This window comes from Pseudomonas sp. FBCC-B1667 (assembly GCF_059133255.1).
Genome location: NZ_CP101437.1, coordinates 1,942,246 through 1,960,662 on the forward strand (window position 1 = coordinate 1,942,246; position 18,417 = coordinate 1,960,662).

Genomic DNA, 18,417 nt, shown 5'->3' on the forward strand with positions numbered 1-18,417 from the left:
AGTAATGGACTATGGCTCGTCGCCGGCAACCTGAAGAACATGTAAATCATGAACGCTGGCTCGTTTCCTACGCCGACTTCATCACCTTGCTGTTTGCGTTTTTCGTCGTCATGTACTCGATCTCTTCGATCAACGAAGGCAAGTACAAAGTCATTTCGCAGGCATTGATCGGGGTCTTCACCGACGCCGATCGCTCGCTCAAGCCGATTCCAGTCGGTGAAGAGCGGCCGATGACTGTGACACCGGCCAAGCCGTTGGTGAAAGACAGCGAACAGGTCGATGCCGGTGTTGCCGGCTCCAACGATCCGCTGAAAAGCATCGCCGATGACATCAGTGCGGCGTTTGGTGACCTGATCCAATCCAACCAGATGACCGTGCGTGGCAACGAGTTGTGGGTCGAGATCGAACTCAACTCCAGCCTGTTGTTTGGCAGCGGCGATGCCATGCCCAGCGACAACGCGTTCAACATCATCGACAAGGTCGCCGGGATTCTGAAGCCGTTCGACAACCCCGTTCACGTCGAAGGCTTTACCGACGATCAACCGATTCGTACCGCGCAGTACCCGACCAACTGGGAGCTCTCCTCGGCACGTTCGGCGAGCATTGTGCGCATTCTGGCGATGCAGGGCGTGAACCCGGCCCGTATGGCGTCGGTGGGCTACGGCGAATTCCAGCCGGTGGCCAACAACGCCACCGCTGAAGGCCGCGCACGCAACCGTCGTGTGGTGCTTGTGGTGTCGCGCAACCTCGATGTCCGCCGCAGCCTGACTGGCACCGGTACCGCTCATGCACAACCGGACGCCGCATTGAAGCGTGCTGGCACACAAACTGCACCGACCCCGGTCAAGTCGCCGGTACGAGAGAGCGCCGTCAATTCTCCGTCACCCGTATTAACACGTTGAGCTATTTCTCGGTCGACCCTGTCGGCCGGGCGGAACCCTTCGAATGAGAGTCTGGGCAGTTGCCAATCAAAAGGGTGGTGTTGGTAAAACCACTTCCTCTATCGCTTTAGCCGGTTTACTGGCCGAGGCGGGCAAGCGCGTGGTCGTGGTCGATCTCGATCCGCATGGCTCCATGACCAGCTACTTTGGTTACGACCCCGACAGCCTCGAGCACAGCAGCTACGACTTGTTCCTGCACAAGGGCAGCGTGCCGCAAGGCTTGCCCGGTCAGTTGCTGTTGCCCACCAGCCACGAAAGCATTTCCCTGTTGCCCTCCAGCACCGCACTGGCCACGCTTGAGCGTCAGTCGCCGGGTCAGAGTGGTTTGGGCCTGGTGATTGCCAAGAGCCTGGCGCAGTTGTGGCAGGACTTCGATTACGCCGTGATCGACAGCCCGCCGTTGCTCGGCGTGCTGATGGTCAATGCGTTGGCGGCGAGCCAGCAGTTGGTGATCCCGGTGCAGACCGAGCACCTCGCCGTCAAAGGCCTGGAGCGCATGGTCAACACCCTGGCGATGATCAACCGCTCACGCAAACAGGCGCTGCCGTTCACCATCATCCCGACCTTGTTCGACCGCCGCACCCAGGCGTCCCTCGGAACCCTGCGCGTGCTGCGCGACCTGTACCCGGAAGAAATCTGGCAAGGTTACATCCCGGTCGACACGCGTCTGCGTGACGCAAGCCGGGCCGGGCTCACGCCTTCGCAGTTCGACGGCAAGAGCCGTGGTGTTCTGGCGTACCGCGCACTGCTCAAGCAGTTGCTGGCGCAGCAATCCGTTGCGCAGGTGGCGTGAGATGAACCTTCCTTGCGTGGTGCTTAAATGAATCGGCCGGTGAAAATCACCTCTCGCCCGCAACTGGCACTCCAGAGCTATCTGGACAGCTTGCTGCAGGACGCGACCGAGGAGCTGGCGCCGGCTATGGAAGCGCCCGTCGAAGTGATCGAGCCTGAAGGCACCCTCGACGAGTTTCAGTTGGCGGTGCTCGAAGAACAGGCGCGTGACGCGCGTCCTGGTGTGGTGGCTGCTGAGCCGGTGATTGCTCTTGCGGCTGCGCCAGTGGCGAAAGAGCCTGCGCCTGTCATGGAAGCACCGGCACCGATCCTCGCGCCGGTATCGACCATTGCACCGTTGCTGCAAACGCTGGTGCCGCCGGTCGTGGACGTTCATCTCCCACCGAGCAACACGCCGCCTCCGGTCGACACTGACGGCCGTCCATCGTGGGCCGCCGAGCCCTTCGAATGCCTGTTGTTCGATGTCGCCGGCCTGACGCTGGCGGTACCGCTGGTGTGCCTGGGTTCGATTTATTCGTTGGCCGGTCACGAGCTGACGCCGCTGTTCGGTCAGCCGGAGTGGTTCCTCGGGATTCTCCCGAGCCAGGCCGGCAACCTTAAGGTCCTCGATACCGCGCGTTGGGTCATGCCCGACCGCTACCGCGATGACTTCCGCCAGGGCCTGCAATACGTCATTTCGGTTCAGGGCTATGAGTGGGGGCTGGCAGTGCATCAGGTCAGCCGCTCGTTGCGCCTGGATCCCAACGAAATCAAATGGCGCAGCCACCGTGGTCAACGACCGTGGTTGGCGGGCACCGTGATCGAACACATGTGTGCGTTGCTCGACGTTTCCGCGCTGGCCGAGTTGATCGCCAGCGGCGGGGCAAAGCACCTGAGCAGCATCAAGAAACCGGCTCACAAACCAACATAAAAAACACGCAACGGCAGTCACTGCCGACGCACAGAACACACACCGCCAAGGCGGTTTTTCGAGGGGTCAGGTATGAGTAATCAAGCGACGAATGCAAAGGGTTCCGAAGATCCGATCCTGCAATGGGTAACCTTCAAGCTGGACAACGAAACCTACGGCATCAACGTGATGCGCGTTCAGGAAGTCCTGCGCTACACCGAAATCGCCCCGGTCCCGGGTGCCCCGTCCTACGTGCTGGGCATCATTAACCTGCGCGGTAACGTGGTCACCGTGATCGATACCCGTCAGCGCTTCGGCCTGATGAACGCCGAGATCAGCGACAACACCCGTATCGTCATCATCGAAGCCGACAAGCAAGTCGTCGGGATCATGGTCGACAGCGTGGCTGAAGTGGTTTACCTGCGTCAGTCGGAAATCGAAACCGCGCCAAACGTCGGTAACGAAGAATCGGCCAAGTTCATTCAAGGCGTGTGCAACAAGAACAACGAACTGCTGATCCTGGTCGAGCTGGACAAGATGATGAGCGAAGAAGAATGGTCGGACCTGGAGAACATCTGATTGATTCTTGAGGTAGCGGTCATTGTCCTGTTCCTGTTTTGGGCAGGCACGCTGGCGATGTTTCTGGCGTACATTCGCGGTCAACGATTGATCGCCGCGCAACAGGCTCAGGGCGATGCGCTGCGGGATCAGCGTATCAAAGACCTGGCCAAACGCGTGGACGACTATCAGCGCGGCAACGTGCGCATGGGTGAAGACCTGCACGAGTTGCGCGCGGTGGTCGGCCCGCTGCCGGACAAACTGGCGCAACTGGAACAGCGCGACCCGTCGAGCCTGTCGTTTGCCCAGGCGGCGCGACTGGTCGGGATGGGCGCTACGGTGGATGAGCTCACTCAGTCCTGCGGGTTGACCCAGGCTGAGGCGGAGTTGATGCGCAAGCTTCACAAAAACTGACGCCTTTCAGAGATCGTTCCCACAGAGCGTGGGAACGATCAAACTCAGTAATCATCCCCTCGATCTGTAATGTCCTTCTCAACCATGACCGCCTGCGGATCATGCCCCGCCGGAAACTTGCCCTTCAGGTTCCAGGCAAACGCAATGATCTCGGCAATCGTGCGGTACAACTCCTCCGGAATACTCTCGCCCAACTCCATCCGCGCCAGCAGTTTCACCAGTTCGGCGTTTTCGTAGATCGGCACTTCGTAGTCGCGGGCGATCCGCAGAATTTCTTCCGCCAGTGCTTCGTCACCTTTGGCCGTGAGGGTCGGAGCGTGGCTGCCGTCGTATTTGAGGGCGATGGCCTGACGCGGGGTGTTGGGGTTTTTCATGCGGTTTCGTCGACCCAGCGTTGTTCGAGTCGGGTTTGCGGGCCTTGTGGCGGTTTGCCCAGGTGGCAATCCAGATCGCCGACGTTCAGCCCGGAGTCCAGCAGGCGTTGGCGCAGCCCGGCCAGGTTGTTTTCAATCAAGCTCGCGGTGTACGGGCGTTCGGCCCAGAGCTGGCTGGACAGGCTGCCCTTGATCAGCTGCGCCTGAATCTGCAACGGGCCAAGCGGTTCCATGTCGAACGCGAGGTCGACGCGCCACAATGGCTGCTTCGGCTCGCGTTCGTCACGGCGTTCTTGCGGTTGTTCTTTCTCGGGCGCTTCTTCGCGCTGGAACTTGACCTGTAATGGCACGATGTCCTGCAAGTTGCGCATCGGGATTTCCAGCTGCCAGGTACTGATCAGCCGCCCATCGTCCGTCAGGCCGGTTTGCTCCAGGCTCGACAGTTGATGGCTTTGCAGGCGCGAAACCGCCGCCGCCGCCAATCGCAGCAAGTGCTCCAGATCACCTTCACCGTCCTGGCGTTGCAGCAGGCGTTCGGGCAGCGGGAAACTGGTCGGCAGCGGTTTGGCGCTAACCTGGCCGAGCATGCCGAGGGCGCTGCGCACGAAACTTGGCATTGCCTGCACCAATGTGTTGGCAGCGATGAGTGCATTGAGGTTGGTGTTGGCTGGAAGCCCCGGTGTCAGTTGCGCGATCAGCTTGAGCAAATCGCCCTTCATGTCCGGCGCCAGCGTCGGGTTTTGTCCGGTCAGCAATTTCGCTTCGAGGAACAGGCCGCTGCTGGCCAGCGCTTGAGCCAGGCCCTTTGGCGTACTCAGTTGCTGAACATCCGGCAAACCGGCGAGGAGTTTTTCCACGGCAACGCGCAGGTCGCTGGAGGTCTGGTCCGAGGAAGCCGGCGACGACGGCGCAGGCAATGGCAGGTTTTGCAGGACTTTGATCAAACCATCCAACGAGCCCTGGCGGCTTTGCTGGCTGACCAATTGGTGGGTCACGGCCAATTGTTCCTGGCGGCTGCTCAACGGGACGAATTTCAGCGTCTGGGTGTCTTGCACCATCGCGCTCAACAATGTGCCGATGCGCAGCGGCGTCGGGCTGTCGATGCTCAGGGTGCTGCCGCTCAGCACTGTGTTCAACAAGCTCACCATCGAACGAAACACCGTCGGTTGTCCTGGCACCTGCGGTAGCACCTGTGAGGTCAGCACTTTGCCTTGCAGCAAGGTGCCGACCGGCACTTGCGCCGTGTCGATGCGGGTGAGGGTGGCGATGCTGGAAGCGATGGCCTGCTGCACCGTGATGGCCAGATTGCTGGCTGACGGCTGGGTAATCGCCAGGCTCGTGCCTTGGGGGAGCGGCTGGGTGCTCGTGGCTTGGACGGTGGTCTGGCGACCGTTGTCGAGGGTGACTTTGAGCAGCAGTTGAAAAGTCTGATCCGTCTGCTTGAGCGACAGCACTTCAGCCTTGGCGGTTTGCCCGACGGAGATCAGGCCCTCCATGGGCGTCAGCAACTTCAGCAGGTCGCCACTGACCACCAGCGGCCGCGAAGTCGCAGGCGTGGTCTGGGGTAGCGGGAGGATATTCATTTCGCCTGTCATACGCGGTCACAACCTGAGGAAAATGCACTCTTTAGAGTAGGGTATGGCATGTATAATGCCGCCCGTCTTTCGGGGAGTGGCGAAAACATTGCAATTGTTTGACGCAGCTCTCTAGAACAGACCGCCAATGCATCTATGCTGCATCTCTTTAGCGGCCGCTGCGCCGCCGACTTGAACCGCAAAAGGCCCGTGATCCCTTGACCAGCCCAGTCCTGCAAACCGTTGCCCTCGCTTGTGAGCGAGACCTTCGGCTGCTCTTCGAAAATCTCGATTTGAGACTGGCCAGTGGCGAAATGTTGCAAATCAGCGGCCCCAACGGCAGTGGCAAGACCAGCCTGTTGCGCCTGCTGTGCGGCCTGATGCAGCCGACCGCCGGTCAGGTGCTGCTCAATGGCCAGCCGCTCAATGAGCAACGTCTTGAGCTGGCGCGCAACCTGCTGTGGATCGGTCATGCCGCCGGTATCAAGGAACTGCTGACCCCCGAGGAAAACCTCAGCTGGCTCTGCGCCCTGCATCATCCGGCTTCCCATGAGGCCATCTGGCAAGCACTGGCAGCGGTCGGACTGCGCGGTTTCGAGGACGTTCCCTGCCACACCCTGTCTGCGGGTCAGCATCGTCGCGTGGCGTTGGCGCGGTTGTACCTCGACAGCCCGCCGTTGTGGATACTCGATGAACCGTTCACTGCCCTTGATAAACAAGGCGTGGCGCAACTTGAAGAACACCTGGCCGCGCACTGCGAGCGGGGCGGCATGGTCGTCTTGACCACGCACCACACGCTGACCCGGATGCCGGCCGGCTATCGCGACATTGATCTGGGGAATTGGGCCGTATGAGTGTTTTCGGCCTGTTGGTCGCCCGTGAGGCCCGTTTATTGTTTCGCCGTCCTGCGGAACTGGCTAACCCGCTGGTGTTCTTCGCCATCGTGGTAGCGTTGTTCCCGTTGGCGGTCGGCCCCGAGGCTCAATTGTTGCAAACCTTGTCTCCGGGACTGGTCTGGGTGGCCGCGCTTTTATCGGTCCTGCTCTCGCTGGACGGGCTTTTCCGCAGTGATTTCGAAGACGGCTCGCTTGAGCAGTGGGTCCTTTCGTCGCACCCCCTGCCTCTTCTGGTTTTGGCCAAGGTACTGGCACACTGGGCCTTCTCTGGCCTGGCACTGGTTTTGCTCGCGCCATTGCTGGCGTTGATGCTCGGTTTACCTGCCGGCTGTCTGCCGGTGTTGCTGCTTTCTCTATTGCTGGGTACACCGGTGCTGAGCCTGCTCGGTGCGGTGGGCGCAGCCCTGACGGTAGGATTGAAGCGCGGTGGCCTGTTGCTGGCACTGTTGATTCTGCCGCTGTACATCCCGGTGTTGATTCTCGGCAGTGGCGCCTTGCAGGCAGCCTTGCAGGGTATGCCGGCGACCGGTTATCTCTTGTGGCTTGGTAGCCTGACCGCCTTGGCGATAACCCTGACACCTTTTGCAATAGCTGCTGGCCTGAAGATCAGCGTCGGCGAATAATGAGGTCTGGTTAAAATTTAACCAGTAAAGACCCAGCCTTTCACAGCGAAGGGCAACCGTGATGGAAACAGTATGAACTGGACGTGGTTTCACAAGCTCGGCTCGCCCAAATGGTTTTACGGCATCAGCGGCAAACTGCTGCCCTGGCTGAGCGTCGCAGCGTTGCTGCTGATCGGCGTCGGTGTCGTTTGGGGCCTGGCCTTCGCGCCGCCCGACTATCAGCAAGGCAACAGCTTTCGCATCATCTATATCCACGTTCCGGCCGCCATGTTGGCGCAGTCCTGCTATGTGATGCTGGCCGTGTGCGGCATCGTCGGGCTGGTCTGGAAGATGAAACTGGCCGACGTCGCCTTGCAATGCGCGGCGCCCATCGGTGCCTGGATGACCGCCGTGGCGCTGGTCACTGGCGCGATCTGGGGCAAACCGACCTGGGGCTCGTGGTGGGTCTGGGATGCGCGACTGACGTCCATGTTGATTCTGCTGTTTCTGTACTTCGGTCTTATTGCGCTGGGCAACGCCATCAGCAATCGTGACAGCGCTGCCAAAGCCTGTGCGGTGCTGGCGATTGTCGGCGTGATTAACATCCCGATCATCAAGTACTCGGTGGAGTGGTGGAACACCCTGCACCAGGGCGCGACCTTCACCCTCACCGAAAAACCGGCGATGCCCGCCGAGATGTGGCTGCCACTGCTGCTGACGGTACTGGGGTTCTACTGTTTCTTCGGCGCGGTCCTGTTGCTGCGCATGCGCCTTGAAGTGCTCAAGCGTGAAGCGCGCGCCAGCTGGGTCAAGGCCGAAGTACAGAACAGTCTGGAGGCCGCTCGATGAGTTTTGCTTCATTCGGCGACTTTCTCGCCATGGGCCATCACGGCCTGTATGTCTGGTCCGCCTATGGCATCTGCCTGGCGGTGCTGGCCCTTAACGTGGCGGCGCCGATCCTGGCCCGCAAGCGGTATCTGCAACAAGAGGCGCGTCGTCTGCGCCGGGAGAACGGCAAGTGAATCCGCTGCGCAAAAAGCGTCTTATCATCATTCTCGCGATCCTGGTGGGTGTCGGCGCAGCCGTCGGCCTGGCCCTGAGCGCCCTGCAGCAGAACATCAATCTGTTTTACACCCCGACCCAGATCGCCAATGGCGAAGCGCCGCAAGACACGCGCATCCGTGCGGGCGGCATGGTCGAAAAAGGTTCGCTGCAACGTTCCGGCGATTCGCTGGACGTCAAATTCGTCGTCACTGACTTCAATAAATCCGTGACCATTACCTATCGCGGCATTCTTCCGGACCTGTTCCGTGAAGGGCAGGGCATCGTTGCCCTGGGCAAAATCAACGCCGACGGCGTGGTGGTGGCTGACGAAGTGCTGGCCAAACACGATGAGAAATACATGCCGCCGGAAGTGACCAAGGCCCTGAAAGACAGTGGCCAGTCGGCGCCCACACAAGCCAAAGAGGGTTAATTGATGACGTCTGGAATCTTTATCCCTGAACTCGGCCATCTGGCCATGATTCTGGCGCTGTGTTTCGCGCTGGTTCAGGCCGTGGTGCCGCTGCTCGGTGCCTGGCGCGGTGACCGCTTGTGGATGGGCCTTGCTCAACCCGCTGCCTGGGGCCAGTTCACCTTCCTCGTGGTTGCCTTCGGGTGCCTGACCTACGCGTTCATGACCGACGACTTCTCGGTCGCCTACGTCGCGAGCAACTCCAACAGCGCCTTGCCGTGGTACTACAAATTCAGCGCCGTGTGGGGCGCGCACGAAGGGTCGTTGCTGCTGTGGGCATTGATTCTCGGCGGCTGGACCTTCGCGGTGTCGGTGTTCTCCCGGCAACTGCCGCAGGTCATGCTGGCCCGCGTGTTGGCCGTGATGGGCATGATCAGCACCGGTTTCCTGCTGTTCCTGATCCTCACGTCCAACCCGTTCAAGCGCATTCTGCCGCAAGTGCCCAGTGATGGCGCCGACCTCAATCCGTTGCTGCAAGACATCGGCCTGATCGTTCACCCGCCGATGCTGTACATGGGTTACGTCGGTTTCTCGGTAGCCTTCGCTTTTGCCATCGCCGCGCTGATGGGCGGTCGCCTTGACGCAGCATGGGCACGTTGGTCACGTCCGTGGACCATCGTCGCCTGGGCCTTCCTCGGTATCGGCATCACCCTCGGTTCGTGGTGGGCTTATTACGAACTCGGCTGGGGCGGCTGGTGGTTCTGGGACCCAGTGGAAAACGCCTCCTTCATGCCTTGGCTGGTGGGCACGGCGCTGATTCATTCGCTGGCCGTCACGGAAAAACGTGGGGTGTTCAAGAGCTGGACCGTGTTGCTGGCCATCGCCGCGTTCTCGCTGAGTTTGCTCGGTACGTTCCTTGTGCGTTCCGGCGTGCTGACCTCGGTTCACGCGTTTGCGTCTGACCCTGAGCGCGGTGTGTTCATCCTGATTTTCCTGCTGTTTGTAGTCGGCGGTTCGCTGACGCTGTTCGCCTTGCGCGCTCCGGTGGTCAAGAGCCAGGTCGGCTTCAATCTCTGGTCTCGGGAAACCCTGTTGCTGGGTAACAATCTGGTGCTGGTGGTGGCGGCTTCGATGATCTTGCTCGGCACCTTGTACCCGCTGATTCTCGACGCGATGACCGGCGCCAAACTGTCCGTCGGCCCGCCGTATTTCAATGCGCTGTTCATTCCGTTGATGGCATTGCTGATGGTGGTGATGGCGGTCGGCATGCTGGTGCGCTGGAAAGACACCCCGGTCAAATGGCTGATGAGCATGCTCACGCCGGTATTGCTCGGCAGCGCTGCGCTGGCGGTTGTGGCCGGCGTCGCTTACGGCGATTTCAACTGGGCAGTGATCGCTACCTTCATGCTCGCGGCGTGGGTATTGCTCGCCGGTGTCCGGGATATCCTCGACAAGACCCGTCACAAAGGCCTGATCAAGGGCCTGCCGACCCTGACCCGCAGTTATTGGGGCATGCAGATCGCTCACCTCGGCATCGCCGTGTGCGCGCTGGGTGTCGTGTTGTCGAGCCAGAACAGTGCCGAGCGCGACTTGCGCCTGGCACCGGGCGAGTCCATGGACCTGGCCGGTTATCACTTCGTGTTCGAAGGTGCCAAACACTTCGAAGGCCCGAACTTCACCTCCGACAAGGGCACCGTTCGGGTGATCCGCGACGGCAAGGAAGTCAGCGTACTGCACCCGGAAAAACGCCTGTACACCGTGCAGAATTCGGTGATGACCGAAGCCGGGATCGATGCCGGTTTCACCCGTGACCTCTACGTCGCCCTTGGCGAACCGCTGGGCGATGGCGCCTGGGCCGTGCGTGTTCACGTCAAACCGTTCGTGCGCTGGATCTGGTTCGGTGGTCTGCTGACAGGCTTTGGCGGGTTGCTGGCGGCACTGGACAGGCGTTATCGGGTCAAGGTGAAAAGCCGGGTGCGTGAAGCATTGGGCATGACGGGAGCCACTGCATGAGACGTTGGTTGATGCTGTTGCCACTGATTATTTTTCTGGTGGTGGCTGTTTTCCTGTATCGCGGGTTGTACCTCGACCCGGCCGAGTTGCCTTCGGCGATGATCAACAAGCCGTTTCCGGAGTTTTCCCTGCCGAGCGTGCAGGGCGACAAGACCCTGACCAAGGCTGACATCGTGGGTAAACCGGCGCTGGTCAACGTCTGGGGCACCTGGTGCATTTCCTGCCGGGTCGAACACCCGGTGCTGAATAAACTGGCCCAGCAGGGCGTGGTGATTTATGGCATCAACTACAAGGACGTCAACGCCGACGCCTTGAAGTGGCTGGCGGAATTCCATAACCCGTATCAACTGGACATCCGTGACGACGCCGGCACCCTGGGCTTGAACCTCGGTGTGTATGGTGCGCCGGAAACCTTTTTCATCGACGCCAAGGGCATCATCCGCGACAAGTTTGTCGGCGTGATCGACGAGCAGGTCTGGCGCGAAAAACTGGCGGCCAAGTATCAGGCGCTGGTCGATGAGGCCAAACCATGAAGCGCTGGATAGCCGCCGCGGTATTGGGCTTGAGCATGGCCGGCGTGGCACACGCCGCCATCGATACCTACGAGTTCGCCAAAGAAGGTGATCGCGAGCGTTTTCGCGAGCTGACCAAAGAGCTGCGTTGCCCCAAGTGCCAGAATCAGGACATCGCCGATTCCAACGCACCGATTGCCGCCGACCTGCGCAAAGAGATTTTCCGCATGCTCGGCGAGGGCAAGGACAACCAGCAGATCATCGATTTCATGGTCGATCGCTACGGTGATTTCGTCCGTTACAAACCCGCACTCAACGCCAAGACTGCTTTGCTCTGGTTCGGCCCGGCCGGCCTGTTGCTGGGTGGTTTTGTGATCATCGCCGTGATCGTCCGCCGTCGTCGCGTTCAACGCGCCGACACCCCGGACGCGCTTTCTGCCGAGGAGCGTGAGCGCCTCGACCACCTGTTGGATAAAAACCAAGAATGATTGATTTCTGGCTCGCTGCAGGTCTGCTACTTCTGGTTGCCCTGAGTTTTCTGTTGATCCCGGTTTTGCGCGGTCGTCGCGCACAACTCGAAGAGGATCGTACCGCCCTGAACGTCGCGCTGTACCAAGAGCGCGTGGCTGAGTTGCAGACTCAGCAGGAAGAGGGCGTGCTTGACGCCGGGCAAATGGACACCGGCCGTGCCGAAGCGGCCCGTGAGCTGCTCGCCGATACCGAAGGCGTTGCGGCGCCTCGCGTGGGGCGCCTCGGCAAGCCGTTGCCGTTGCTGGCGGCGGTATTGGTTCCGGTGCTCGGCCTTGGCTTGTACCTGCATTTCGGCGCCAGCGACAAAGTCGAACTGACCCGCGAATTTTCCCAGGCGCCGCAATCGATGGAAGAGATGACCCGTCGCCTGGAACGCGCCGTCGCCGCTCAACCGGAGTCAGCTGAAGGCCTGTATTTCCTCGGTCGCACCTACATGGCTCAGGACCGCCCCGGCGATGCAGCGAAGATCTTTGAGCGCACGGTTAACCTGGCCGGTCGTCAACCGGAACTGCTCGGCCAATGGGCTCAGGCCCAATACTTTGCCGATGGCAAAAAGTGGTCGGACAAAATCCAGGCACTGACCGATGAAGCGCTGAAGGCCGATCCGAAGGAAGTCACCAGCCTTGGCTTGCTTGGCATCGCGGCCTTCGAAGCCCAGCGTTACCAGGACGCCATCGACTATTGGAATCGCCTGTTGGCGCAGCTGCCACCCGAGGACAGCTCCCGCGCCGCCCTGCAAGGCGGTATCACCCGGGCCACCGAGAAGCTGGAAGCCAGCGGCGGCAAGGTTGCCCAGGCCCCTGCGGCCAAGGCAGCAGCGTTGCTGAAAGTCACTGTAGACCTGGCGCCAGCGCTCAAAGCAAAGGTCCAGCCGGGCGACAGCGTCTTCATCTTCGCCCGCGCCACCTCCGGTCCACCCGCACCGCTGGCGGCCAAACGCCTGACCGTGGCCGACTTGCCGGTGACTGTCGAACTGGGTGATGCCGACGCAATGATGCCGCAGTTGAAACTGTCGAACTTTCCTGAAGTCCAACTGGTTGCGCGCGTCTCCCGTGCCGGCCAGCCGACTGCCGGTGAATGGGTCGGTCGCAGCCAGCCTCTGGCCAGCAGCACCACCGCGACGCAGACACTGACCATCGACAGCCCGGACAAATAACAGGAAGCACCGCCATGACCGCTATTGCTCGTATCACCCTGCTCAGTCTGGTTTTGGGGTTGAGTGCATGTGCGGTCCAACGGCCAGAGCCGACGACACCACCACCGATCCCGCCGTCGCAACCAAGGCCTACACCGTCCACGACACCCTCACCGGGCAAACCGGGCATCCCTGCCAAGCCGGCCAAACCGATGCCTCGCACCTCCGCCAGCTTCGCACCACCACCGGGTGGCAACAGCCATTGGGATGCCAAGCTGGGCGTCTATGTGCTGGATGATCAAACCAACACCTTCTACCGCCAGCGCACCTACTACCGCTGGAACAACGGCTGGAGCCGTTCGGTCAGCCCCGACGGGCCGTGGGAAGACACGGATATCCATGGTGTGCCGGGCGGGTTGGGACGGCAATTCGGCCAGTAAATGAAAACGGCGATCTGAGGATCGCCGTTTTGCCGCTTGAGTCCTGTTCAGGTTCTATTTCACTAACAACCCCTGCACATACTCCACAAACGCCCGAGCCTTCGCGCTCGCCATTCTTCCGGTTGGAAACACCGCCCACAAGTCCTGGTTCGGCAGGGTCCAATCCGTCATCACTTCCCTGACGGCACCACTGGCCAGTTCCGGGGCAAACATCCATTCGGAGGCCATGGTCAGCCCCAGATCGGCGAGGACCGCTTCACGCAAGCCCTCTGCCGCGCTAGCGCGAATTCGGCCGTTGATGATCACGGACTGCTCTTCGCTCGCCTTGCGAAATTGCCAGTTGGCGCCGCCGCCCAGGGCGTAGACCACCGCCTGGTGTTTGCACAGGTCAGCCGGGCAGGCGGGCTTGCCGTGTTTTTCGAAGTAGGCCGGTGTGCCGAGTACAACACGTCGGCATTCGGCGATCTTGCGGGCGGTGAGTCCGGAATCGTTCAGGGCGCCCATGCGCAGGGCGACGTCGACACCTTCTTCGACCAGATTGAGGTTGCGGTCGTCGAGCAGCAGGTCGATGTTCAGGTCCGGGTTCTGATCGAGGAAAGGTCCGAGGTGCGGCACGATATGTATTCGGCCGAAGGTCACGGCGGCGCAAATGCGCAGGTTGCCGGTGAGCCTGCTGGCGGCACCGCGCGCGGCGTTGTCGGCCTCGTCGGCTTCTTCGATGGCACGTTTGGCGCGTTCAAAAAACGCCAGGCCGGCCTCGGTGGGCGTCAGGCCTCGGGTCGAGCGCAATAGCAGTCGCACGGCCAGGCGTGATTCGAGTTGCAAAATGGCCTTCGACACAGCGGGTTGGCCGATATTCAGGCGCCGGGCGGCGGCGGAAAACGAACCGGTTTCCACGACGTAGACGAAGGTTTCCATTGCGGCGAGGCGGTCCATTTGAAGCCCTTGTGCGGTCTGATGCCTTTAGGAAGTCCTCTGCAGGAATGCGCCTGCTCGCGATGAGGTCCAGACAGCCAACATCGTCGTTGGATGTCAGGCAGCCATCGCGAGCAGGCTCATTCCTGCAGGGGGGATGTTGGTTAGAACGCGGCTTTGCCGATGGACGCGCCGCCGTCGACGAACAATGTTTGCCCGGTGATAAACCCGCTCTGTTCGGACAGCAAAAATGCAATCGCCGCCGCAATCTCTTGCGGTTGCCCCAATCGCCCCATCGGCACGCCCGCCAGATACCGCGCTTCACCCTCACTGCCGGGTGGATTGTTAGCGCGGAATAATTCGGTTTCGGTTGGCCCCGGTGCCACGGCATTCACGGTCACCCCGGTTTGCGCCAACTCCAGCGCCCACGATCGCGTGAAGCTGATCAGCGCCGCTTTGGCCGCCGCATACGCCGTGCGTTGGGTGATTCCGAGCACCGTCAAACTGGAAATATTCACCACCCGACCCCAGCCTTTGGCGCGCATGTTCGGCAACAGTGCCTGGGTGGCCTGCAACGCCGAATGAAGGTTGACCCGCATCACATCGTCGAACGTATCCAGATCTATCTCGCCCAACACTTGCGGGCGTACCAGACCGACGTTATTCACCAGCCCGTCAAACTCGTACGTCCTGGCCAGATCCGCCAGGACTTCCTGCGTCAGCGCCCGATCGCTCAAATCCAGCGGAAACAGAATGCCGGGGAAACTCAAGTCAGGCGTCCGGGCGATCCCGACCACCCGGTGCCCGGCACGATCCAGATGCTCAGCCACCGCGCGACCAATGCCTTTGCTGGCGCCAGTGATGAGAAAAGTACGACGGGTCATTTCACACTCCTTGAAAGAACCTGCCGCCGGGGCGGGCGGCAATTGAATGGGTCAGCCGCGAATCGCATCAAGCATCGCTTCAGGCTCAGGACGCTGAGTGTAATCCGGGTTGACCTCGGCGTAACGAATCACGCCATCACTGACCAGTGAGCACGCATCGGGATAAACCGGCATTCGCAGGCAAAGGATGGGGAATGTTGAAAGTTTGATTCAGGCGGTTGCCGTCATATCGCATCGCGAGCAGGCTCGCTCCCACAGGTCAGGTGAATAACAGGTGGGAACTGGGCTCTGAGTGGTGTTCCGACGATGTTTTAAAGGCTTAAGCCGTCGCCAACGAAGCCTTCTGCGAAGCACTCAAAAACCGCAGCAACGCTAACAGCGGAAATGCACTGCCGACAATTACGATCCACAACCAGCCGCCGTGTTCATACACCGCACTGGCCACCGACGAACCAAACGCTCCACCGATGAAGATGCTGGTCATGTACAGCGCATTCAGGCGGCTGCGGCTTTTGGCGTCGAGGGCGTAGACCGCGCGCTGGCCGAGGACCATGTTCATCTGTACGCAAAAGTCGAGCACCACGCCGGTCACGGCCAGGCCAATGACGCTGTACACCGGATGGATGAACGCCGGCAGAAAGCTCAGGCTGGCAAATATCAGGGCCAGCAAAGACGCGATGCGCGTGTGGCCGGCATCGGCCAGGCGACCGGCGATGGGGGCGGCGATGGCGCCGATGGCACCGACCAGGGCGAAGATCGCAATCTGGGTTTGCGACAGGCCATGATTGCGGGCGAGTTCCAGCGGCACAGCGGTCCAGAACAGGCTGAAGGTGGCGAACATGCAACCCTGATAAAACGCGCGCTGACGCAAGACCGGTTGCTGGCGCAGCAGCGTCCACAGCGAGCCCAGCAATTGCCCATAAGACGCACTGTGATCAGGCTGGCGCTTGGGGATGGTCAGCGCGAGCACGATGCTGATCGCCGCCATCAACGCTGCCGCAATCATGAACATCGCGCGCCAGCCGAAGTGGTCAGCCACCACGCTGGACACCGGTCGAGCCAGCAGAATGCCCAGCAGCAAACCGCCCATGATCCCGCCGACCACGCGGCCGCGTGATTCTTCCGGTGCGAGGTGCGCGGCCAGTGGAATCAGGATCTGCACCGACACCGAGCTGAAGCCCACCAACAACGAGATCAGCAAAAACACATTGGGCTGATCGGTGAACGCAGCGCCCAGCAAACTGGCAATTGCCACCACGGTGGTGATGATCATCAATCGACGGTTTTCCAGCAGATCGCCCAGCGGCACCAGAAAGAACAACCCCAGCGCATAGCCAATCTGCGTCAGCGAAACGATCAGGCTGGCCATGGTGCTGGTCAGGCCGATGTCCGGCGCGATCAGGCCAATGATCGGCTGGGCATAGTAAATATTGGCCACGATGGCGCCGCAGCAGAAGGCGAAAAGCAACACCATGCCTTTGGTCATTGTCGCGGCGACGGGGGGCGCCTGGGTCGATGGATTCATAACGGGTCTCGCTGAACGGAAGGGAATGCGCGAAGGCTAAGCGGCAAGCCCAAACGGCGGAAGAGAGGTTGAAGTGATAGTAATCATTCCATTGCGGAATGAGTGATGCCGGTCATGTGCTGTTTTGCTGATGCACCTTGCGTCCAAAAAATGTGAAGTCTGATGATACATTCACTTACATCCTGTTCGATAGCGTGCTTATGTTCTCTCTCACGTTTCATAACCGGAAGGCACTGCCATGAATGCGATGATTCGCCACCTGGTTCGCGGCGCTTCAGCCCTGACTCTGATGACCTTGTTGACCACTGGCCTGGCCCAGGCCGCCGACGCGCCGGGCTTGCGCATGGGTGTTCGCGGCGAGATCACCGGGGTCAGCCCCGACGCGTTGAAACTCCATGCCAACAGCGGAGAAAACGTGGTCATCAACCTGACCAATGACACCAAAATCCGCGCCGTCACCCTGGCCAACATCGAAGACATAAAACCCGGCAGCTACATCGGCTCGGCGGCCATTCCTCAGGACGATGGCACCCTCAAGGCGCTGGAAGTCCACGTCTTCCCGCCGGAACTGGCCGGCAGTGGCGACGGGCATCGACCGTTTGATCTGGTCAAGGGCAGCAGCATGACCAATGGCAGCGTCGGCGATCTGGTGGTCAGCAATGGTCGGGTGTTGACGGTCAATTACAAGGGCGGGCAGCAGAAGATTCTGGTGCCGATGGACGTACCCATTGTGAACCTGGTGCCGGGTGATCGCAGTTTGCTGAAGGTGGGGGTGAAGATCGTGACGTTTGTGACGCAGAGTGCGGACGGGACGCTGACGGCGCAATCGATCTCGGCGGGCAAAGACGGCGTGACACCGCCGATGTAATGATCGGTCAGCGGCCACAAAAAAAGGCGACCTGTTCAGGTCGCCTTTTTCACAGCACTCGGGAATTACTGATCGGTGTAAATCTGATCAAAAATCCCGCCATCATTGAAGTGAGTCTTCTGCACCGTCCGCCAGTCACCAAAGGTTTTCTCTACCGACAGGAAGTCCACTTTCGGGAAGCGATCAGTGTACTTCGCCAGCACCGCCGGGTCACGCGGACGCAGGTAGTTCGCCGCCGCAATCTCCTGACCTTCCGGCGACCACAGGTATTTCAAGTATTCCTCGGCCGCTGCGCGAGTGCCTTTCTTGTCGACGACTTTGTCGACCACCGTCACCGGCGGTTCAGCTTCGGCGGAAACGCTTGGATAGATCACTTCAAACTGGTCACGACCAAACTCGCGGGCAATCATTTCGGCTTCGTTTTCGAAGGTCACCAGCACGTCGCCGATCTGGTTGGTCATGAACGTCGTGGTGGCTGCACGGCCGCCGGTGTCCAGCACAGGCGCTTGTTTGAACAGCTTGCCAACGAACTCCTTGGCTTTGTTCTCGTCACCGCCATTCTTCAGCACATAGCCCCAGGCCGACAGGTAGGTGTAGCGACCGTTGCCCGAGGTCTTCGGGTTCGGCACGATCACCTGAACGCCGTCCTTGAGCAGATCCGGCCAGTCTTTAAGGGCTTTCGGGTTGCCTTTACGGACGATGAATACGGTGGCGGAAGTAAACGGTGCGCTGTTATTCGGCAGGCGCGTGACCCAGTTCTCCGGCACCAGTTTGCCATTGTCCGCCAGGGCGTTGATGTCGGTCGCCATGTTCATGGTGATGACGTCAGCCGGCAGGCCGTCGATCACCGAACGCGCCTGTTTGCTGGAGCCGCCGAAGGACATCTGCAGGGTGATGTTTTCGTTGTGCTCGGCTTGCCAGTGTTTCTGGAAGGCAGTGTTGTAGTCCTTGTAGAAATCGCGCATCACGTCGTAGGAAACGTTGAGCAGGGTCGGGGCGGCCTGAGCCACGCTGGTCAATGCCAGGCCAGCGGCCAGAAGTGAGGCGCCAAAGAGTTTTTTCACTGCGCAGTCCTTGTTCTAATTTAAAAGTGAGGCAATT

General features: G+C 60.5%; 23 protein-coding genes. 16 read left to right on the forward strand and 7 right to left on the reverse strand.

The genetic code is table 11. The features are described from left to right. Window positions 1-11 precede the first annotated feature (11 nt). The 5 genes from motD to NL116_RS08640 all read left to right on the forward strand — a co-directional run bounded on the left by motD (window position 12) and on the right by NL116_RS08640 (window position 3,594). Window positions 12-902 (forward strand): flagellar motor protein MotD, encoded by an 891-nt coding sequence (gene motD, locus NL116_RS08620; protein WP_494376813.1) that lies wholly within the window; start codon window positions 12-14, stop codon window positions 900-902. Window positions 903-945: 43 nt separating this feature from the next. Continuing rightward, window positions 946-1,734, forward strand: coding sequence for a ParA family protein (locus NL116_RS08625; protein ID WP_494376814.1), 789 nt, complete (start codon window positions 946-948; stop codon window positions 1,732-1,734). Between the two features lie 27 nt (window positions 1,735-1,761). After that, on the forward strand, window positions 1,762-2,643 hold the full coding sequence (locus NL116_RS08630; protein ID WP_494376815.1) for a CheW domain-containing protein: 882 nt from the start codon (window positions 1,762-1,764) through the stop codon (window positions 2,641-2,643). Window positions 2,644-2,715: 72 nt separating this feature from the next. Beyond that, a complete protein-coding gene (locus NL116_RS08635; RefSeq protein WP_008155806.1) occupies window positions 2,716-3,201 on the forward strand; it encodes a chemotaxis protein CheW in 486 nt (161 codons plus the stop codon). Then, window positions 3,202-3,594: a DUF2802 domain-containing protein gene (locus NL116_RS08640; RefSeq protein ID WP_027922379.1), complete on the forward strand. Its 393-nt coding sequence runs from the start codon at window positions 3,202-3,204 to the stop codon at window positions 3,592-3,594. A gap of 44 nt (window positions 3,595-3,638) precedes the next feature. Here NL116_RS08640 and NL116_RS08645 read toward each other — a convergent pair whose 3' ends face one another. Together NL116_RS08645 and fliK are read right to left on the reverse strand one after the other, a co-directional pair. Then, window positions 3,639-3,968, reverse strand: a complete 330-nt coding sequence (locus tag NL116_RS08645) for an EscU/YscU/HrcU family type III secretion system export apparatus switch protein (RefSeq protein WP_494376816.1) — start codon at window positions 3,966-3,968, stop codon at window positions 3,639-3,641. Continuing rightward, window positions 3,965-5,563: a flagellar hook-length control protein FliK gene (fliK, locus tag NL116_RS08650; protein WP_494376817.1), complete on the reverse strand. Its 1,599-nt coding sequence runs from the start codon at window positions 5,561-5,563 to the stop codon at window positions 3,965-3,967. The genes NL116_RS08645 and fliK overlap by 4 nt, the downstream gene beginning before the upstream one ends. 197 nt (window positions 5,564-5,760) lie before the next feature. Here fliK and ccmA point away from each other — a divergent pair, with 197 nt between their 5' ends. From ccmA to NL116_RS08700, 10 genes are all read left to right on the forward strand, one after another. Further along, the gene (gene ccmA, locus NL116_RS08655; protein WP_494376818.1) at window positions 5,761-6,396 is read left to right on the forward strand and encodes a cytochrome c biogenesis heme-transporting ATPase CcmA; all 636 of its coding nucleotides are present in this window, start codon (window positions 5,761-5,763) and stop codon (window positions 6,394-6,396) included. Further along, window positions 6,393-7,061 (forward strand): heme exporter protein CcmB, encoded by a 669-nt coding sequence (gene ccmB, locus NL116_RS08660; protein WP_494376819.1) that lies wholly within the window; start codon window positions 6,393-6,395, stop codon window positions 7,059-7,061. Before ccmA ends, ccmB begins: the two co-directional genes overlap by 4 nt. A 72-nt stretch (window positions 7,062-7,133) precedes the next feature. Next, window positions 7,134-7,889: a heme ABC transporter permease gene (locus NL116_RS08665; RefSeq protein ID WP_007946756.1), complete on the forward strand. Its 756-nt coding sequence runs from the start codon at window positions 7,134-7,136 to the stop codon at window positions 7,887-7,889. Further along, window positions 7,886-8,062 carry a heme exporter protein CcmD gene (ccmD, locus tag NL116_RS08670; protein WP_008055370.1) on the forward strand — a complete coding sequence of 59 codons (177 nt, stop codon included), beginning with the start codon at window positions 7,886-7,888 and terminating at the stop codon, window positions 8,060-8,062. Before NL116_RS08665 ends, ccmD begins: the two co-directional genes overlap by 4 nt. Beyond that, window positions 8,059-8,514, forward strand: a complete 456-nt coding sequence (gene ccmE / locus NL116_RS08675) for a cytochrome c maturation protein CcmE (RefSeq protein WP_027922384.1) — start codon at window positions 8,059-8,061, stop codon at window positions 8,512-8,514. Before ccmD ends, ccmE begins: the two co-directional genes overlap by 4 nt. Before the next feature lie 3 nt (window positions 8,515-8,517). Continuing rightward, window positions 8,518-10,506, forward strand: a complete 1,989-nt coding sequence (locus NL116_RS08680; RefSeq protein ID WP_494376820.1) for a heme lyase CcmF/NrfE family subunit — start codon at window positions 8,518-8,520, stop codon at window positions 10,504-10,506. Then, complete coding sequence (locus NL116_RS08685) at window positions 10,503-11,039, forward strand: DsbE family thiol:disulfide interchange protein (RefSeq protein WP_494376821.1); 537 nt, start codon at window positions 10,503-10,505, stop codon at window positions 11,037-11,039. Before NL116_RS08680 ends, NL116_RS08685 begins: the two co-directional genes overlap by 4 nt. Beyond that, on the forward strand, window positions 11,036-11,506 hold the full coding sequence (locus NL116_RS08690; RefSeq protein ID WP_310261120.1) for a cytochrome c-type biogenesis protein: 471 nt from the start codon (window positions 11,036-11,038) through the stop codon (window positions 11,504-11,506). The genes NL116_RS08685 and NL116_RS08690 overlap by 4 nt, the downstream gene beginning before the upstream one ends. Next, a complete protein-coding gene (gene ccmI / locus NL116_RS08695; RefSeq protein ID WP_494376822.1) occupies window positions 11,503-12,705 on the forward strand; it encodes a c-type cytochrome biogenesis protein CcmI in 1,203 nt (400 codons plus the stop codon). Before NL116_RS08690 ends, ccmI begins: the two co-directional genes overlap by 4 nt. Window positions 12,706-12,719: 14 nt before the next feature. Continuing rightward, complete coding sequence (locus tag NL116_RS08700) at window positions 12,720-13,124, forward strand: hypothetical protein (RefSeq protein WP_494376823.1); 405 nt, start codon at window positions 12,720-12,722, stop codon at window positions 13,122-13,124. 54 nt (window positions 13,125-13,178) lie between these two features. On the opposite strand, the gene NL116_RS08705 is transcribed toward NL116_RS08700, so the two are convergent. The 4 genes from NL116_RS08705 to NL116_RS08720 form a co-directional block, all read right to left on the reverse strand. Beyond that, window positions 13,179-14,060 carry a LysR family transcriptional regulator gene (locus tag NL116_RS08705; RefSeq protein ID WP_494376824.1) on the reverse strand — a complete coding sequence of 294 codons (882 nt, stop codon included), beginning with the start codon at window positions 14,058-14,060 and terminating at the stop codon, window positions 13,179-13,181. Window positions 14,061-14,203: 143 nt separating this feature from the next. After that, window positions 14,204-14,923 (reverse strand): SDR family oxidoreductase, encoded by a 720-nt coding sequence (locus tag NL116_RS08710; RefSeq protein ID WP_494376825.1) that lies wholly within the window; start codon window positions 14,921-14,923, stop codon window positions 14,204-14,206. 51 nt (window positions 14,924-14,974) lie between these two features. Then, entirely contained in the window at window positions 14,975-15,097 is a 123-nt protein-coding gene (locus NL116_RS08715; protein WP_494376826.1) for a hypothetical protein, read from the reverse strand. A 145-nt stretch (window positions 15,098-15,242) separates the two neighbouring features. After that, window positions 15,243-16,448: an MFS transporter gene (locus tag NL116_RS08720; protein ID WP_494376827.1), complete on the reverse strand. Its 1,206-nt coding sequence runs from the start codon at window positions 16,446-16,448 to the stop codon at window positions 15,243-15,245. A 238-nt stretch (window positions 16,449-16,686) separates the two neighbouring features. On the opposite strand from NL116_RS08720, the gene NL116_RS08725 reads away from it, so the two are divergent. Continuing rightward, window positions 16,687-17,316 carry a hypothetical protein gene (locus NL116_RS08725; RefSeq protein WP_494376828.1) on the forward strand — a complete coding sequence of 210 codons (630 nt, stop codon included), beginning with the start codon at window positions 16,687-16,689 and terminating at the stop codon, window positions 17,314-17,316. Between the two features lie 65 nt (window positions 17,317-17,381). Here NL116_RS08725 and NL116_RS08730 read toward each other — a convergent pair whose 3' ends face one another. Continuing rightward, entirely contained in the window at window positions 17,382-18,380 is a 999-nt protein-coding gene (locus NL116_RS08730; RefSeq protein WP_494376829.1) for a sulfate ABC transporter substrate-binding protein, read from the reverse strand. Window positions 18,381-18,417: the final 37 nt, after the last annotated feature.

Excerpts from the sequence above, each read along its gene's own strand:
- motD (WP_494376813.1), top strand. The coding sequence starts at position 12 with ATGGCTCGTCGCCGGCAACCTGAAGAACATGTAAATCATGAACGCTGG.
- NL116_RS08625 (WP_494376814.1), top strand. The coding sequence starts at position 946 with ATGAGAGTCTGGGCAGTTGCCAATCAAAAGGGTGGTGTTGGTAAAACC.
- NL116_RS08630 (WP_494376815.1), top strand. The coding sequence starts at position 1,762 with ATGAATCGGCCGGTGAAAATCACCTCTCGCCCGCAACTGGCACTCCAG.
- NL116_RS08635 (WP_008155806.1), top strand. The coding sequence starts at position 2,716 with ATGAGTAATCAAGCGACGAATGCAAAGGGTTCCGAAGATCCGATCCTG.
- NL116_RS08645 (WP_494376816.1), bottom strand. The coding sequence starts at position 3,968 with ATGAAAAACCCCAACACCCCGCGTCAGGCCATCGCCCTCAAATACGAC.
- fliK (WP_494376817.1), bottom strand. The coding sequence starts at position 5,563 with ATGACAGGCGAAATGAATATCCTCCCGCTACCCCAGACCACGCCTGCG.
- ccmB (WP_494376819.1), top strand. The coding sequence starts at position 6,393 with ATGAGTGTTTTCGGCCTGTTGGTCGCCCGTGAGGCCCGTTTATTGTTT.
- NL116_RS08665 (WP_007946756.1), top strand. The coding sequence starts at position 7,134 with ATGAACTGGACGTGGTTTCACAAGCTCGGCTCGCCCAAATGGTTTTAC.
- ccmD (WP_008055370.1), top strand. The coding sequence starts at position 7,886 with ATGAGTTTTGCTTCATTCGGCGACTTTCTCGCCATGGGCCATCACGGC.
- NL116_RS08680 (WP_494376820.1), top strand. The coding sequence starts at position 8,518 with ATGACGTCTGGAATCTTTATCCCTGAACTCGGCCATCTGGCCATGATT.
- NL116_RS08685 (WP_494376821.1), top strand. The coding sequence starts at position 10,503 with ATGAGACGTTGGTTGATGCTGTTGCCACTGATTATTTTTCTGGTGGTG.
- NL116_RS08690 (WP_310261120.1), top strand. The coding sequence starts at position 11,036 with ATGAAGCGCTGGATAGCCGCCGCGGTATTGGGCTTGAGCATGGCCGGC.
- ccmI (WP_494376822.1), top strand. The coding sequence starts at position 11,503 with ATGATTGATTTCTGGCTCGCTGCAGGTCTGCTACTTCTGGTTGCCCTG.
- NL116_RS08700 (WP_494376823.1), top strand. The coding sequence starts at position 12,720 with ATGACCGCTATTGCTCGTATCACCCTGCTCAGTCTGGTTTTGGGGTTG.
- NL116_RS08705 (WP_494376824.1), bottom strand. The coding sequence starts at position 14,060 with ATGGACCGCCTCGCCGCAATGGAAACCTTCGTCTACGTCGTGGAAACC.
- NL116_RS08710 (WP_494376825.1), bottom strand. The coding sequence starts at position 14,923 with ATGACCCGTCGTACTTTTCTCATCACTGGCGCCAGCAAAGGCATTGGT.
- NL116_RS08715 (WP_494376826.1), bottom strand. The coding sequence starts at position 15,097 with ATGCCGGTTTATCCCGATGCGTGCTCACTGGTCAGTGATGGCGTGATT.
- NL116_RS08720 (WP_494376827.1), bottom strand. The coding sequence starts at position 16,448 with ATGAATCCATCGACCCAGGCGCCCCCCGTCGCCGCGACAATGACCAAA.
- NL116_RS08725 (WP_494376828.1), top strand. The coding sequence starts at position 16,687 with ATGAATGCGATGATTCGCCACCTGGTTCGCGGCGCTTCAGCCCTGACT.